Origin of the sequence: Actinomyces sp. oral taxon 170 str. F0386 (assembly GCF_000195595.1) — a bacterium.
GTDB lineage: Bacteria > Actinomycetota > Actinomycetes > Actinomycetales > Actinomycetaceae > Actinomyces.
The window spans coordinates 17,935-32,746 of sequence record NZ_GL882529.1 but is presented as its reverse complement, the minus strand read 5'-3'; the positions used below and the strand labels follow the sequence as shown (position 1 = coordinate 32,746).

The following is a 14,812-nucleotide window of genomic DNA, read 5'->3' as shown; positions in this document are numbered from 1 at the left end:
GCGTGGCGCGCGGGCTGACCCGGGCGGGCCGGTCGGGGCCGGCGGATCGAGGAGGAGACCGGGTCCGACGTCGTCGGGTGCGCGGTTCCGCCGGGGGAGGTGTCGACACCCGCCTCGGTGGCGCTCTGGGCTCCCACGGTGGCCTCGGCGGTTCCGGCAGTGGGCCCGGTGCCGGCCGCGGGGCTCGCCGAGCCCGCCCGGGACGCGCGTCGCAAGGCCTTCTCCGCCTTCTTCTCGGCCTTCTGATCGCGCCGACGACGGGATCTGGGAGCGGCCTCCGACTCGAGGCCGGGGGAGAGGTGGGCTGAGACGGCCGCGGATGCGGGCTCCTCGGTGGGCTGGGTGGGGAGGGCTGTGCGTGTGGCGTCGCCGGTGCCGCCGGTGACCGGTCCCGTCGTGGATCCTGTCGGCGAACCGGTGGCCGCGGGCGAGGCCTGGGCGGAGTTCGGAGCACCGTCCCGCCCGGGTGCGCGCGGGGCGCCGGCGGTGTCGGTCGGTACGGAGGCCGGCGCCGGACGGCCTGCGGGGTATCCCGTGGGGGCGGATGCTGCGGCATTGTCCCGGCCCGGCCGGTTGGTCTTTCTGGCATGCAGCAGGGCCATCCCGGAGAGCTTGTCGTGCCAGCCGCGCCCCTCGGGGTCGGCGGCCGCCGTGCGCATGAGCGCGATGGTGCCCAGACCGAGCGTAGTGATGCTGACGGCCAGGATGAGGTCCGCGTGGAGGAAGGAACCCAACGGTGAGGGGGTCTGGTTGCGGGCCCCCAGCATGCGGATCCTGAGCAGGATGCCGCCCAGGGACCAGCCGGTGGCTGCGATGGCGAGCCACCGCAGCCCGACAACCACCCCGAAGGCGATCAGAGCGCTGGTCATGACCGGACGGCCTCCCACCTGCCAGATGAGGGCGGTCAGGCCCGTGCCCAGAAGCGACCCGACGACGAGGTCGATGACCCCGGCGACGACACGCGCCCTGACCGGGGCCGGGGAGAGCCGACGACGGGGCGGATGCGGCTTGTGAGACGAGGTGGTCGACGCCGTCGGCTCCGTGTCCTGTGCCCAGGGACGCTCCCCGGTACCGCTTCGGGCAGGTGCGCCCGGCATCATGCCGTACGGGCTCTCGATCTCGGCCTGTGACACAACGCCGGAGGAGTGAGCGGACCCCGGCGGCCCTGAAGCGGTCGGGGCGCTGCTACGGGTGTCAGCCGTGATCGTCATGACCGCAACCTCCTGGGTCGACGTGACCGCCTCCCGGCGGGGTGGATGAGAGAGCGTGGGGACAGGCGGGCCATGGCCCGCCCCAGGCGCGAGCGTTCCGCTCCCATGGAACGGACGATCGTATCTGAGGATTCCCACAACTCCCCTAGAGCGTACGACGCGGGCTCCCCGGAGCTGAAGACCTGAGTGTCAACTGCTCCGGCGAAGCGGGGCAGATCGGCCTGCGGGAAGTGCAGGGCCAGCTGTTCGGCCGCCTCGCGCCGTGTGGCTCCCCACCCGGGGACGCGTCCCAGGTCGCGGGCACGGTCGAGGATCTCCTCCCAGGCTCCCAGGGCGTTGCCGACGCCGAGGCGTCCGCGCCGTCGGCTGCGTCGCCAGGCCTTCCAGCCCAGGACCGAGCCCACGACCGCCGCGATGGCCAGGATGGAGCCGCCGACGACGATGACCGCGGTCGGCAGACCTCCCTTGTCATCGTCCTGGGGGTCGTCGCGCTGGGGGTCCTCGTAGTTGGGGGGCAGCTGGGCCGGGTCCTCGTTGGGCAGAGGGGGCTGGAGGACGTTGGGCTCGGGGTTGGAGACCTTCTGGGTGGTCTGCTGCTGGGGGATCTGGTCGCGGTCCGGGGTCACGTCGAAGGAGACCCACCCCAGACCCTCGAAGGGGATCTCCACCCAGGCCTTGACGTCCTCACCCGTGACGGTCTTGGCATCGCCATCGGTGGCCGGGTCGAAGCCCATGACCACGCGGGCCGGGATGTTGAGCGAACGGCACATGAGCATCATGAGGACCGAGTACTGCTCGTCGTCGCCGATGAGGGAGTCGGCCTCGACCATCGAGGCGATGCGGGCGGCCCCGTGCCCCGGCTGCGAGGGGCTCTTGGTGCCGTCGGAGTAGTAGCTCGTGCGCAGGCGCTGCTGGAGCGCACGGACCTGGGCGATGGGGTTGGACTCCGCCCCGACGATCTCCTTGGCCAGGGAGGCCACCGACGACGGCACCTGCTCGATCGGTCCCAGCGCGGTCTGGGCCAGGGACGCCTTGTTGAGGGTGGCCTCGGAGGGCGCGGTGTAGGGGGCGACCCGCTCGGTGAGGACGTCGCCCTCGGCCAGGCCACTGGTGGCGATGCCGGTGGAGGAGAACTTGTCGTAGTACATGCCCTCGCGCAGGGCGGACTGACGCGGGCCGGAGGACTCGATGCGGATCGTCTCGGGCATGGTGGGGACCCAGGGGAAGCTGTAGTCCTCGATCGTCAGGGAGGAGGTCTGCTTGTGCCCGTCGAGCCGGCTGGCCGTCAGCTGGGTCTTGTCGCCGATGCGCTCGAAGCGCGACTGGCCGTTCTCGTTCTGCCCGATGTGGGCCGACAGGCCGTCGTAGGAGTCCATGGCGGCGATGCGGATGCGCCCGCCCGAGGGCAGGTTGGTGGGCTTCATGAGCCGGGTGTGGGCCTTGTCGGTCTCCAGAGTGCGCACCAGGGACAGCGGACTGGCGTACTCGGTCAGGTCCAGGGGCGGCTGGAAGAGGTCGCGCACCACTGTCCGGGAGGCGGGGGCGGCGGGGGTGAAGGCCATGGCGGCCAGGGAGGTGACGATGAGCAGGACGGCCGCGATGACCGCCCCTCGCAGGGCCGCCCGGCCGAGGTCACCGGTGGAGCGGGCGCTGGTGGTCCCCGAGGTCGTGGAGAAGGAGCTCAGGTCCAGGGCCTCGATGACGTGGCTGCGTCGCTGCCGCAGGGAGCCGCAGGTCCACAGGGCCAGGATGCCGACGATGAACAGGATGCCCAGCGCAGTGGGGCGCACGGCCTCCTGACCGCCCCAGCCGATGCCGACGACGGGCAACAGGACCAGGCTCAGACCGGCCAGAACCTCACGGCCCGCCAGAATGAGGCGGGTGGCCAGCGCCGATACGATCAGCCCGGTCAGCCACGGCAGCACCGTCATACCACTGAAGGAGCTCAGCGGCATCGGGACGGTCAGGGCGTCGCGCCACACGGTGACCGTGGAGGCCAGAACGGTCTTGACGGCCGTGAGCCCGGAGCCGACGTCGGTCAGCAGCCACGGGGCCACCAGGACGTGCACGAGCGCCAGGGCGGCCATGCTCGGCAGCACCGACAGGCGCAGGCGCGAGCAGACCAACGAGGTCAGCGCTCCGATCAGAGCCCCGTAGCCGACGGCGAGGCAGCCGACCACGGAGGCGAAGACCGGCAGGAACGGGATCGCGCCGACGGCGATGATCCCAGCCGCCAGAGCCATCTCCAGGGCGGCGACCGCCGGTACGGGCGGCTTGGCGCCGCGCCTGGGGGGCAGGAACCGACGGGCCGACAGCGCCGGCCGGGACGGACGCGACAGGAGCGGTCCGGCGCCGGTGATCGACCGGGCGGGCCGGGTCGTCTCAGTGCTGTAGAGGCTGCGCGTACGCGACGACGTCGCCGTCGACCAGGAGGAGGCCGACTCGGGCGAGCGCGCGGAGGGCCGCCCCGCCTGCGAGGAGGACTCGGCGGGGGACGGTGCACCGGCGGGGGAGCCGGAGAGCGGAGAGTCCGCGGTGCGCGGGGGGACGGCGGTGGAGGTCGTCGGGGTCATAGTGCTCGCCTCAGGGCGGTGGGAAGCTGCTCAAGACGGTCCATGTCCACCACCGGCATCGTGCCGGCGTGGTGGCGCGACAGACCCTGCTGCCCTGCGCGCAGGGTCACGGCCACCATGGACAGGGGGGCGAGGCCGCGGGCCCGGGCCAGGGTGGCACGGTCGACCTGCTGACCGGTGACAAGGACGACGATAGAGGCCTCGGGGTGCGCCGTACAGGCGTGCCGCACCAGCAGGTCGCAGCTGACGTCGTCCTCACCGGTGCTCAGCAGGCAGGACGTGTCCAGCATCCGCAGGGCGGAGGAGGTGGGCAGGGCGCCGATCTGGGTGATGAAGCGGACCTCGCGCCCGTCCTGGATCGCGTCCATGGTCAGGGAGCAGGCAATGGACACCGCGGTCTCGAAGTCCTCCTCACCGGCGTAGTCGTCCTGGCGGGTGGACAGCAGGACCAGCAGGCTGGAGCGGCGCGTCTCCTCGAACTGACGCACCATGAGCCGGCCGGTGCGCGCGGTGGTGCGCCAGTGGACGTTGCGCCGGTCGTCGCCGGGGACGTAGTCGCGCAGGGCGTGGAAGGCGACGTCGGAGCTGGACAGGTCCTGGGTGACGGCGCCCTCGATGTCGCGCAGGACGCCGTGCAGCACCGTGCCCAGGCGCAGGGTGCGCGGGTGGATGTGGATGTGCTGCGGCGTGGTCAGGGAGCGCTCGTGCTGGAGCAGCCCCACCGGGTCGCGCTGAACCGCCAGGACCGGGCCCACGGTGACGATGCCGCGGCGCTGCGTGGGTAGGACGAAGCCGCGCTCGTGGACGGCCCGGGGAGTCAGGGTGGGGACGACGAAGACGGCGCTCCCCGGCCCCACGGGCATCTCCATGCGCGAGGGCAGCAGCGGCCTCGGGCGAGGATTGGTGACGGTCAGACGGATGAGCGCGTGGTCGCCCACGGTGACGCGCGGCTCGAGCAGGTTGTGGTTGACCGAGTATCCGCCGCGGGGGATGAGCCACAGCCAGGCGCTCACGACGACGATGCCGACGACGATGGCGGCGCTCCACGCCTCCTGCCAGCCCATGACGGCCCCGGTCAGCCCGCAGGCCACGAGCAGCACCAGGCAGCCCCATCCGATCGGGGTGATCGTTTGCAGCAGCCAGCGCAGCGGCCGCAGCGCCGTGGCGACGGCGTCAGTCAGCCGGGACCTCGCCGGCCGGGCGGTCAGGGCCGTGCTCGCGGACGCCGACGACGCAGCGGACGCCGAGGCCTTCGCGGAGGCCGCGGACGTCGGGGATGCCGCGGGCGCCGCTGCTCCCGAGGATCCCGAGGGCGTTGCTGCGGAGGGGACGGATGCGCCGGCCCGGCCCGCGGACCCCGGGCGGTCCTGGCGGGCAGAGCTCTGCGACGTCGTCTGAGGCGGCATACGGCTCAATCGCGGGTCGTCGGTGCGGGGACCTGGGCCAGGGCGGCGGTGATGACGCCGGAGGCGGTGGCGCCGGTGAACTCGGCGTCGGGGTCCATGACCAGGCGGTGGGCCCACACGACCTCGGCGAGGTCCTTGACGTCGTCGGGCAGGACGAAGCTGCGGCCCTGGGCGGCGGCCCACACGCGGGCGGCCCGAGCCATACCGATGGCGCCACGGGTCGACACGCCCATGCGGGTCTCCTCGGCGGCGCGCGTGGCCTCGACCAGGGCGCCGATGTAGTCCAGCACCGAGTTCTCGATGTGGTTGGAGGCCGCCAGGTCCGCCATGGAGGCCACGACGGAGGAGGCCACGACCGCGGACAGGCTCTTGGAGCGGTCCGGGTGGGCCGAGCTGGACAGGATCCGGGTGAGCGCCTCCCGGTTGGGGTAGCCCACGGATGCCTTCATGAGGAAGCGGTCCAGCTGGGCCTCGGGCAGGCGGTAGGTGCCGGCCTGCTCGATGGGGTTCTGGGTGGCGATGACCATGAAGGGCCGCTCGGTCGTGTGCCGCACGCCGTCGACCGTCACCTGGGACTCCTCCATGACCTCCAGAAGGGCCGACTGGGTCTTGGGACTGGCCCGGTTGATCTCGTCGGCCAGGACGATCGAGGAGAAGATCGGGCCGGCGTGGAAGTCCCACGAGCCGGTCTTCTGGTCGTAGATCGTCACACCCGTGATGTCACTGGGCAGCAGGTCGGGGGTGAACTGGATGCGCGAGTGCGTCCCCTGCACCGAGGCCGCCAGGGCCCGGGCCAGGGCGGTCTTACCGGTTCCGGGGGCGTCCTCGAGCAGGAGGTGCCCCTCGGAGAGCATGGTGGTCAGGGCCAGCTTGATCACGTCCTCCTTGTCCAGCAGCGCCTGACCGACGTTGTTGACAATGGTGGAGAAGGCGTCAGCGAACCATGTCGCGTTCTCGGGGGTCATCGGCATGGAATCAATGATCCTTCGGGTGGAGAGATGTGAGTGTGTGAGTTGTTGCGCACTGGGCATCGATCCGGTTAATGATCCGGTTACTGCTGGGTGCAGGTGATGGTCTGGTTCCAGTTCGGTGTCCGGTGGGGGAACTTGTGCCGGGCGTACCCGTTCTTATCGAGAGATACCTCCTCCTCGTTCCAGGCGGGCTGCCAGTTCCAGGTGTCCCAGTACCAGTAGCCGCAGGACATGGTGCTGTTGGGATTGCCGGTGATGTCGAAGACCATCTGGTAGCAGGTGCCCCAGGGGCCGAAGGGACGGCATCGCTGCGTGTAGTCCACGGCGAACTGCTGCTGGGTGCCGACTGGGACGGCCTGCTGATGGTCATCGTCGTCATCATCGTCGCCCTGCTTGGACGGCCTGGTGACGGTGTCGCAGCCCCACTCCGAGGTTCCGGCGTTGGTCCTGGCGCGCACGCACCAGGTGACCGACTCGCCGCGCTTGAGCTTTCCTTCGTAGGTGTCGCCCACCTCGATGTCCTCCACGGTCCCACCGCCGTCGTCGGTCTGCTCGTAGCTGGTGCCCGCGCCGTTGTTGGCGCCGGGGGACCAGGAGCACACGGCGTGCTTCTGCTTCTTGCCACCGAGCTCGCAGCTGACTGACGGTGCCGAGGGCGGACCATAGGGCGCCACCGGAGAGGAGGCGACGACGTCGGAGTACTGCCCGCCGCCGTTGACCCGGGCGTAGACCGTGTAGGCCCGCCCGTCGGTCAGGCCCCGGATGGTCGAGGAGCTGGTCCAGTTGACCTGGTCGACGGAGTACTCCACCGTCAGGTCGCCCACGCTCCAGCCGTTGCCGGCCCGCGGCGAGGCGTTCACGGACAGCTCGCCGCTGTTGCCGGTGGCCTTGACCGCCGGGGTCGAGGGGGACAGCGGGGCCGGCTTGTAGCTGTAGCTGGCCTGGGCCGAGGTCTTGGTGCCGTGACCGTTGTCGGCCTCGACCCAGAAGGTCCAGGTCCCGCGGGAGATCGAGACCGTGGTGGAGGTGGCGCCTCCGACGTCCTTGGAGTCGCTCGTGTTCCCGTTGGAGTAGTGCAGTGTGTAGCTCACGGGGCTGCCGTTGCCGTTGGCCGCCTGCCAGCCGACGGTGACCGTGTCCCCGTTGGGGGTGATGACGGGGGTGCCGGGGGCACCGGGCTCACCGTAGGGCGTCACCGGGTTGGACGGGGAGGACCAGTCCGAGACCGTTCCCTGGCTCGACCGGGCGCGCACCTGAGCGGTGTAGGCGCGTCCCGGGGTGACGTCGAAGGACGCCGATCCTCCGGTGAGGCCCGTGAGCACCGTTCCGTCCGACAGTCGCACGTCGTAGGTCGTCGCGCCCCCGAAGGGGTCGTCCACCTCGGTCCAGCCGACGGTGACCTTTCCGGAGCCGGCCGCCAGCGAGGGGGCGGCCGGTGTCTTGGCCGTGGCGTTGTGCTGGTAGGGCACCGTCGTGGCCTCGGAGTCGCCGTACTTGTTGGTGGCCACCACCTGAACGGTGTAGGTCTGACCGGGCACCAGGTTGTTGATGAGGCAGTTCGAGGTCGTGCAGGTCTGCTCGCTGCCGTTGACGTTCACCTTGTAGCCGGTGACGGGGGAGCCGTTGGCGGAGGCGTCGGTCCAGGACACCCGTGCCGAGTCGGCGTCGACGGGTGCCACGTTCACCCCGGAGGGGGCTGTGGGCGCCACACCGCCGACCTGCACGGTGATCGTCCCGGTGACGGCCCGCGACTCGGAGCCGGTGGAGTCCAGTACCTTGTACTGCGCCGTGATGGTGCCGTGGAAGCCGGCCGCCGGGGTGATGGTGACATTGGTGCCGGAGGTGGTGACGGTGCCCTGGCCGGAGGTGATCGTCGGAGTGCCGGACAAGGTGATCGGCTTGTCCGGGAAGGGGTTGCTCACCGCCGTGGACACGTCGGCGCTCACCGCCTCGCCGTTGCGGGACTCCAGGTTGATCGGGGCCGTTGTCATGAGCGGCTTGTTGGAGGCGCTCACCCGTACGGGCAGAGAAGCGCTCACCGGCGGGTTGACGCCGTCGGAGACGGTGATCGGGATGGAGCCCGTGGTGCCCTCGGTGGCCTTGTCGGACGCCTTGACCGACAGGGACGAGCCGCTCAGGGAGATGTCGAAGCCCATGGGGGCGGGACCGGCCTGGAAGGAGAGCTTGTCGCTCGGGTCCGGGTCGGTGGTCATGGCCGCCAGGTTGGCCGTCACGGCCCCCTCGCCGGGGGCCACCGTCACCTCGGTGGGGGTGAAGGTCGGCGGCTTGTTGGTCGAGGAGTCCACGACGATCGGCAGCGTGAGCGTGGAACTCAGGGCGTCCGAGCCGGTGCCGTCGGCAACGGTGAAGGTCACCGAGGTCTGGCCGGTGAAGCCCGACTCGGGCGTGAAGGACAGCGCCGTCCCGCTCGAGGCGGTCTTGGCGTCCTTGGTGCCCTTGGCCATGTGGATCGAGGAGGTGTCCGTGATGACGGGTTTGGTGCCCTCACGGGTGAGGATGTAGGAGGACAGGTTGATGTCCGTGGTCTTGTCCGCCAGCACGTGGGCGGGCACGGCCGAGGGGTTGATCCTGGGGCGCAGGGCGGACCTGGCCGGCACCACGACGACGGCGTGGCCGGTCAGCCCGTCGGCGTCGGTGATCGTGTAGAGCACGAGCCTCTGGGTCTCGCCCACCGTGAGGCTCAGGGAGTCCTTGCCCACCTCGACGTCGGGGTCGGAGGAGGACAGCTTGAGGTCCCACGGCGAGCCGTCGGTGTCCTTGTCGTTGTCCAGGACCGGGATGGTCACCCGGCCGTTGGCGTCGACCTGGTCGACGGTGACGTAGTCGTCCACTCCCACCGGGTTGGCCAGGGGGGCGTCGTTGGAGACCTGGACGGTGACGGTGCCCGTGTCGGTGCCGCCGCGCCCGTCGGAGACGGTGTAGGTGACCGAGTGGTTGCCCTCCTTGTCCGGCAGATTGAGCACCAGGCGGCCGGCGCGGGTGGACACGCCCAGCGAGGAGTCGCTGGCGACGGGGTCGCCCTCCAGGGACAGGGAGTCGCCGTCGGTGTCCAGGTCGTTGGACAGGACGTCCACGGCCACGGTGCGTCCGGGCTTGGCCACGACCAGGTCGTCGGTGGCCACCGGGGCCACGTTGACCGGGGAGGCCTGGGCGACGCCCACGCGGACCGTACCGGTGGACTGGGTCCCGAAGCGGTCCTCGACGACGTAGGTGAAGGTGTCGGTGCCGGTGGCGCCCTCGGCGGGCTTGTAGGTCAGCCACGAGGAGTTGACCTCCACCGAGCCCAGGGAGGGGGCCTGGTTGAGGCCCACGAGGCTCACCGAGTCGCCGTCGGGGTCGATGCCGTCCAGGGGCACGGTGATGTTCGTGGCCGAGCCGGCCAGGGTGCGGGCCTCCAGGTTGCGCGGCGAGGGCGCGGAGTTGTGCTCGGCGTCCTGCGCGCGTACCTCCACGGTGAGGACCCCCGAGGCGGTCTGCCCCTGATCGTCCTTGACCGTGTAGGCGTAGGAGGTGCGTCCCGGCTGGCTGCCGGCGCGGAAGCGGACGGTGTCCTCGCTGACCCATGCGGTGCCCAGCTCGTCGCCCACGAGGCTGACCTGGGAGTCCACCGACAGGTTGAGGCCCGAGGGGGAGGAGTCGTTGTCCAGGACGGAGGCGGTGACGACGTCGCCCGCCCGTACGACGGCGGTGTCGTCGGTGACCACCGGCGGTTGGGGCTGGGACTGCGTCACCGGGACGATCGCGACCTTCCCGGTTGCGCTGGAGGTGCCGTTGGTGACGGTGTAGTCGACCGTGAGGTTGGCCGGGACGGTGCCGGCCGCGGTGATCTGCAGCAGGGAGTGGTCCACGACCGTGACGGTGACCCCGGAGTCCGGCGGGGCGTTCACCGACTGCAGGACCAGGATGCCTCCGGAGGGGTCGAAGTCGTTGTTGAGCGGGGCGATGGTCGTCGAGCCGCCGTTGCGCAGCAGGGCGGTGTCGTTCTCGGCCTCAGGCGGTACCGTCGCGTCGGCCTTGGGAGTGACGTCCACGCGCACGATCCCCTGGGCCGTGTTGGCCCCGTCCATGACGTCGTAGGTGAGGTAGTAGGTCTGGGCCTGGGCGCCTGCGTCGGTGGAGAAGGTGAAGACGCCCGCCTGCTGGTCGACGTCGATCGAGGTCCCGGCCGGGGCCTCCTGGACCGCGGCCAGGCGCAGGGTTCCCCCGGAGGGGGAGGTGTCGTTCTCCAGGGGTGAGACGACGGCCTTGGTGCCGGCGACGACGCGCACGTGGTCGGCGTTGGCGACCGGCTTGGCCGACTGAGCCGGCTGCACATCGACCTTGACCACGCCGGAGGTGGTCTCCCGACCGTCGGAGACGGTGACGGTCAGGTCACGGGTGCCGGTGCCGGCGCCCAGCTCGTGCACGGTGACGGTGCCCTCGTTGGAGACCTTGGTGTCCAGCCCCTCGCCCTGGGCGGAGACCAGGTAGAGGTCGTCCCCGTCGGGGTCCAGCCAGTGGCCCAGCACGTCCAGGGACCCGGAGGCCCCCTCGGCGACGGTGAGGGTCGGGGTGGTGATCTGGTTCGGGGCGCCGTTGACGTCCCAGCCGTGGACGTCAACGGTGGCGACGGCGGAGTCGCTCATGCCGCGGCCGTCGTCGGCCGTGTAGGGCACGGAGTAGCTGCCGGTGGCGTTCTCCGGAATGTCCATGCGCAGCGCCAGTCCGCCCTGCGCCTTGGTGGCCGCCAGCGACCCGCCGTTGTCCTGCGGGGCGGCGGTGAGGACGTCGCCGTCGGGGTCGGAGTCGTTGGCCAGGACGGGCAGGAGCGCGGAGCGGCCCGGGCGCACGCCGAAGCTGTCGTCGACCGCCTTGGGGGCGTGGTTCTCCTCGGTGCGCTCCGGTGGCGTCTGGGACTCCGAGGTGTTGGCGGAGTCGTCCTTCTGATCGGCGTTGTCGTCGGTCTGGGCGGTCTTGTCCGTCCAGTCGTCGATGAGGACGAGGTCGTTGTTGGGCAGCCACACCGAACCCGTCTCCAGGTCGTTGAGCACGATGGCGTCGCGGTTGACCCGGAAGATGGGGGCGGAGGACGAGGCGAGCTTGTCGTCGTGGAGGGTCTCGGTGTCGCCGCTGAACAGGCCGGAGCAGCTGCGCACGAACTGCCCCGATCCGGACCAGGCCGCGTAGACGCACTTGCCCAGGCGCACCGGCTGGGCGGGCACGCCCTCAGGGGCCGTGTCCTCCTTGGACGACGGCGTCTTGGTGACCTTGCCCCCGTCCAACGGGACGGAGATGAGCTCGTTACGGGAGGCGACCAGGACCGAGTCGGCATCGGGGCCGGGCTGCTGGAGGGCCAGGCCGGCGACATCCAGGTTGACGGACTTGCCTTCGGGCAGGTGAAGGATGCCGGTGCTGCGCTCGAGGACCACGGGCTTGTCGCCGACGGCGGTGATGGCCAGGTCGGTGCCGGAGGTCAGTTTCAAGGAGGTGTTGGTAGCCTCCTTCCAGCCCTTGTTGTCGGCCTCCAGGGACACCAGGGACTTGCTGGTGGCCGAGGCGGCGTGGATGGCGCCGTCCTGGCCGACGGCGGCCACGACGTCGGGCATGCCGGTGACCACCGGGGCGGCGGCGGTCAGGGAGCCGGCCGTCTTGGTCTTGGTGGCCCGGATGGTGCCCTGGACCTTGTCGATGGCGATGACCCGGTCGCCGCCCTGGGCGATCGTCATGCCCTTGGTGAGCTGGGTGCGTCCGGAGAAGGAGACCTGGGAGGGATCGACCGAGGAGACGGAGGCGTCGCCGGAGTCGGGGACCAGGACGTCCTCGGCGTTCTGGGTGACGTCGAAGGATGACGAGGAGGTGCGGATCGTGCCGTCGACCTCGCGGGAGGGGTAGTTGAGGCGGGCCACCAGGTGCTTGGACGTGGAGGTGACCCACACGCCGCCGTCGTTGAGGTGCAGGTCGGCCTGGGCCACGCCCTCGTGGAGCCAGGCGGCCGTTCCCAGGGCGGCCACGCACACGACCGCCGCCACGGAGGACAGGCGCTTGCGCAGCCGCTGGCGCTGAGCGCGCGACTGGGGGATGCGGAAGGTCGCGGCCAGGCGGGAGGTGGTGGTTCCGGAGGTGAGTCCCGACCTCATGTCCTGCGCCTCATCATCGGAGGCGGAGGCCGTGGCCCGCCGCCGGGGACGCAGGGCGCCCGCGGCACGAGCGAGGAGACCGGGACGATCCGTGGCGGGGTGCTCGGTCTGAGCGGTGCTGGAGCTGGATCGGTCGCTTCCGCCGTCGCCGGCACCGGAGGCGGCTGCGGAGGAGTCGATGCTGCTCGACTGGTTGTCGGGCGCCTCGAAGTCGTTGCGTGGAGTGGTCACTGGGCCCCTTGGGGACTGCGGGATGCGACCTCCTGGACGAGGGTGCGCCGCAGCATCGTCGAGGAGGTGGTGGGTGTGTAGGGCAGGTAGATCACCGAGGCGCCGACTTCAGCCATCTCGGCCTCGAGGCGGCTGCCCTTGTCCGTGCCCTCCCAGTCGGTGCCCTTGAACAGCACGTCGAAGGGGGAGCGCTTCCAGGCCAGGCGCTTGTCCTGGTCGTAGTCGGGGACCACGGAGTCCACCATGCGCAGGGCGGCCACCATGGCCATGCGCTCGGCCAGGGGCACGATGGGGCCGCGCCCCTTCATCCGCTCCAGCGACTCGTCGGTGGCGACCCCCGCGATGAGGCGGTCGCAGCGCTTGGCCGCCTCGGTGAGGATGTTGAGGTGCCCCACGTGCAGCATGTCAAAGCCGCCGGGGACGTAGCCGGTGATCATCAGTAGGCTCCCTTTCCGCCGATAACCGCGCGCAGCGTTCCGGCGAAGATCTTCGCGTCCAGGGCTCCGCCCCGGTTCTCCACGTAGTGGCGGTCCAGGGCCACGGTCGAGGCCCAGGACAGGTCCGAGCGCCCGGAGATCTGCCACAGGCCGGTCAGCCCGGGCTTGACCAGGAGACGACGCAGTGCCTCGGCGTCGTACTTGGCGACCTCGACGGGAAGGGCGGGGCGGGGGCCCACCAGGCTCATGTCCCCGCGCACGACGTTGATGAGCTGGGGCAGCTCATCGATCGACAGGCGGCGGATCCACCGGCCCACGCGGGTGATGCGCGGGTCCTGTCGGTCCTTGAACATGACCTCGTTGCCGGCGTCGCCGCCGGCCTTGACCACTGACGCGCGGCGGGCGTCGGAGTCGATGTACATCGAACGGAACTTCCACATGGTGAAGGGCTTGCCGTCCTGACCCACACGGGTCTGGGTGTAGAAGACCGGTCCGGGGGAGTCGATGCGGATCGCGACCGCCGTGGCCGCCAGCAGCGGCGAGATGAGGGCCAGTCCGGCGGCGCCGACGAGGCGATCGAACAGGGCCTTGCCCAGCGCGCGGGTACGGCGGGTCCTGATGGCGATGAGGCCGGTCCAGCCGTGGGTGACGGTCAGGGCCCGCATGCGCCCGGGCACGACGTCCTGCAGGCCGGGGGCGACGACGAGCCTCACCTGGGTGTTCTCCAGGCCGCGCATGAGGGTGACCAGGTCCTCCGGCGTGACGGAGCCGACCGTCATGACGGCGTCGATGCGCTCGGCGTGCAGGGTCTGGGCGATGTGCTGGGGGCTGCGCACGGGCTCGGCCGAGTGGAAGGCGCGGTCCTGTCCCGAGGACAGGTAGCCCACGATGAGGAAGCCGTCCATGGGGTGGCGGCGCAGCTGGGTGAGCATGGGCTGGGCGCCCGAGCCCATGACGATGAGGGTGCGGCGCAGCGCGTGGCCCTCGAGGCGACGACGGCGCAGCCAGCCGGACTCGATGGAGCGCCCGGTGATGGCCAGGAGGAGCTGGACGGCCAGGGCCACCAGGAGGGTGGTCCGGGCGACTCCGGACAGGTCGGCCAGCAGCAGGGCCACCGGGACGCTCACGGCGGCCGCGGCGACGAAACGACCCGTGCCGGGACCGGCCTGCTCGACGGCGTCGATGCCGAGAGCTCCCAGGAACCAGGCGATGAGCATCATCGTGGTGCCCACGGTGGCTGCGGACCAGACCAGTGGCAGGTGGCCGGTCAGGAGGGCGAGCCAGATGGGGAGGGCCACGGCGAAGAGGTCGGACAGGACGAGCCAGATGACGAGGTCGTGGCGCGTGCGTGCCCAAGGACTGCGCGGAGCGGTGGGGGAGGTGGCGTCGGCTGCTGCTGTCGAGGGACGCCGGTGCTGCTCGCGCTGAGGCAGTGTCAGGGTCGAACTAGACAAGGTGGACTCCGCAGGGATGATCGAGGGTGGGCAATAACTGGTCGGCTAGTGCTGACGGGATGTCGTGAACAGCAGCAGTTTTAGAATGCTACTAACTCTTGCGGGCGTTATTTGTGGGAAGTGGCCAAGATCGCAGGGTCAGGGTGAGGAGTCGAGATGTTTCTGAGGTGACTGTATGTTACAGGCGCGCAACGATACGGAGATGCCAATACACTTATGAGGGACCTTTCAGGATTCTCCCAGAGGGGGGTGTTCTGGCTGGTCAGAGCCAGTTTTCTGGGGTTGTGCCAAGGGGGGTGGGTAGGGGTCGGTCAATGTCACAAGTCGATAAACAAAAGATAGCAGGTCGCCGATCATGATGCGTCTACTCTCGTGCCTGTCCTCAGGTATCC

General features: G+C 70.5%; 7 protein-coding genes. All 7 read right to left on the bottom strand.

All coding sequences use genetic code 11. The annotated features are described in order from the left end of the window. Positions 1 to 1,211, bottom strand: a 1,211-nt coding sequence (locus tag HMPREF9056_RS04070) for an RDD family protein (protein WP_009403075.1), incomplete at its 3' end; no start/stop codon positions are given. Then, the gene (locus tag HMPREF9056_RS04065) at positions 1,208 to 3,784 is read right to left on the bottom strand and encodes a transglutaminase family protein (RefSeq protein ID WP_009403074.1); all 2,577 of its coding nucleotides are present in this window, start codon (positions 3,782 to 3,784) and stop codon (positions 1,208 to 1,210) included. The genes HMPREF9056_RS04065 and HMPREF9056_RS04070, both read right to left, overlap by 4 nt. Then, positions 3,781 to 5,190, bottom strand: coding sequence for a DUF58 domain-containing protein (locus tag HMPREF9056_RS04060; protein WP_172635238.1), 1,410 nt, complete (start codon positions 5,188 to 5,190; stop codon positions 3,781 to 3,783). The genes HMPREF9056_RS04065 and HMPREF9056_RS04060 overlap by 4 nt, the downstream gene beginning before the upstream one ends. A gap of 5 nt (positions 5,191 to 5,195) precedes the next feature. Beyond that, positions 5,196 to 6,161, bottom strand: coding sequence for a MoxR family ATPase (locus HMPREF9056_RS04050; protein ID WP_034513749.1), 966 nt, complete (start codon positions 6,159 to 6,161; stop codon positions 5,196 to 5,198). An 80-nt stretch (positions 6,162 to 6,241) separates the two neighbouring features. Beyond that, positions 6,242 to 12,529, bottom strand: a complete 6,288-nt coding sequence (locus HMPREF9056_RS04045) for an Ig-like domain-containing protein (protein WP_009403070.1) — start codon at positions 12,527 to 12,529, stop codon at positions 6,242 to 6,244. Beyond that, positions 12,526 to 12,966: an adenylyltransferase/cytidyltransferase family protein gene (locus HMPREF9056_RS04040; protein WP_009403069.1), complete on the bottom strand. Its 441-nt coding sequence runs from the start codon at positions 12,964 to 12,966 to the stop codon at positions 12,526 to 12,528. The genes HMPREF9056_RS04045 and HMPREF9056_RS04040 overlap by 4 nt, the downstream gene beginning before the upstream one ends. Then, positions 12,966 to 14,420, bottom strand: a complete 1,455-nt coding sequence (locus HMPREF9056_RS04035; protein ID WP_034513747.1) for a sugar transferase — start codon at positions 14,418 to 14,420, stop codon at positions 12,966 to 12,968. The genes HMPREF9056_RS04040 and HMPREF9056_RS04035 overlap by 1 nt, the downstream gene beginning before the upstream one ends. Positions 14,421 to 14,812 lie beyond the last annotated feature (392 nt).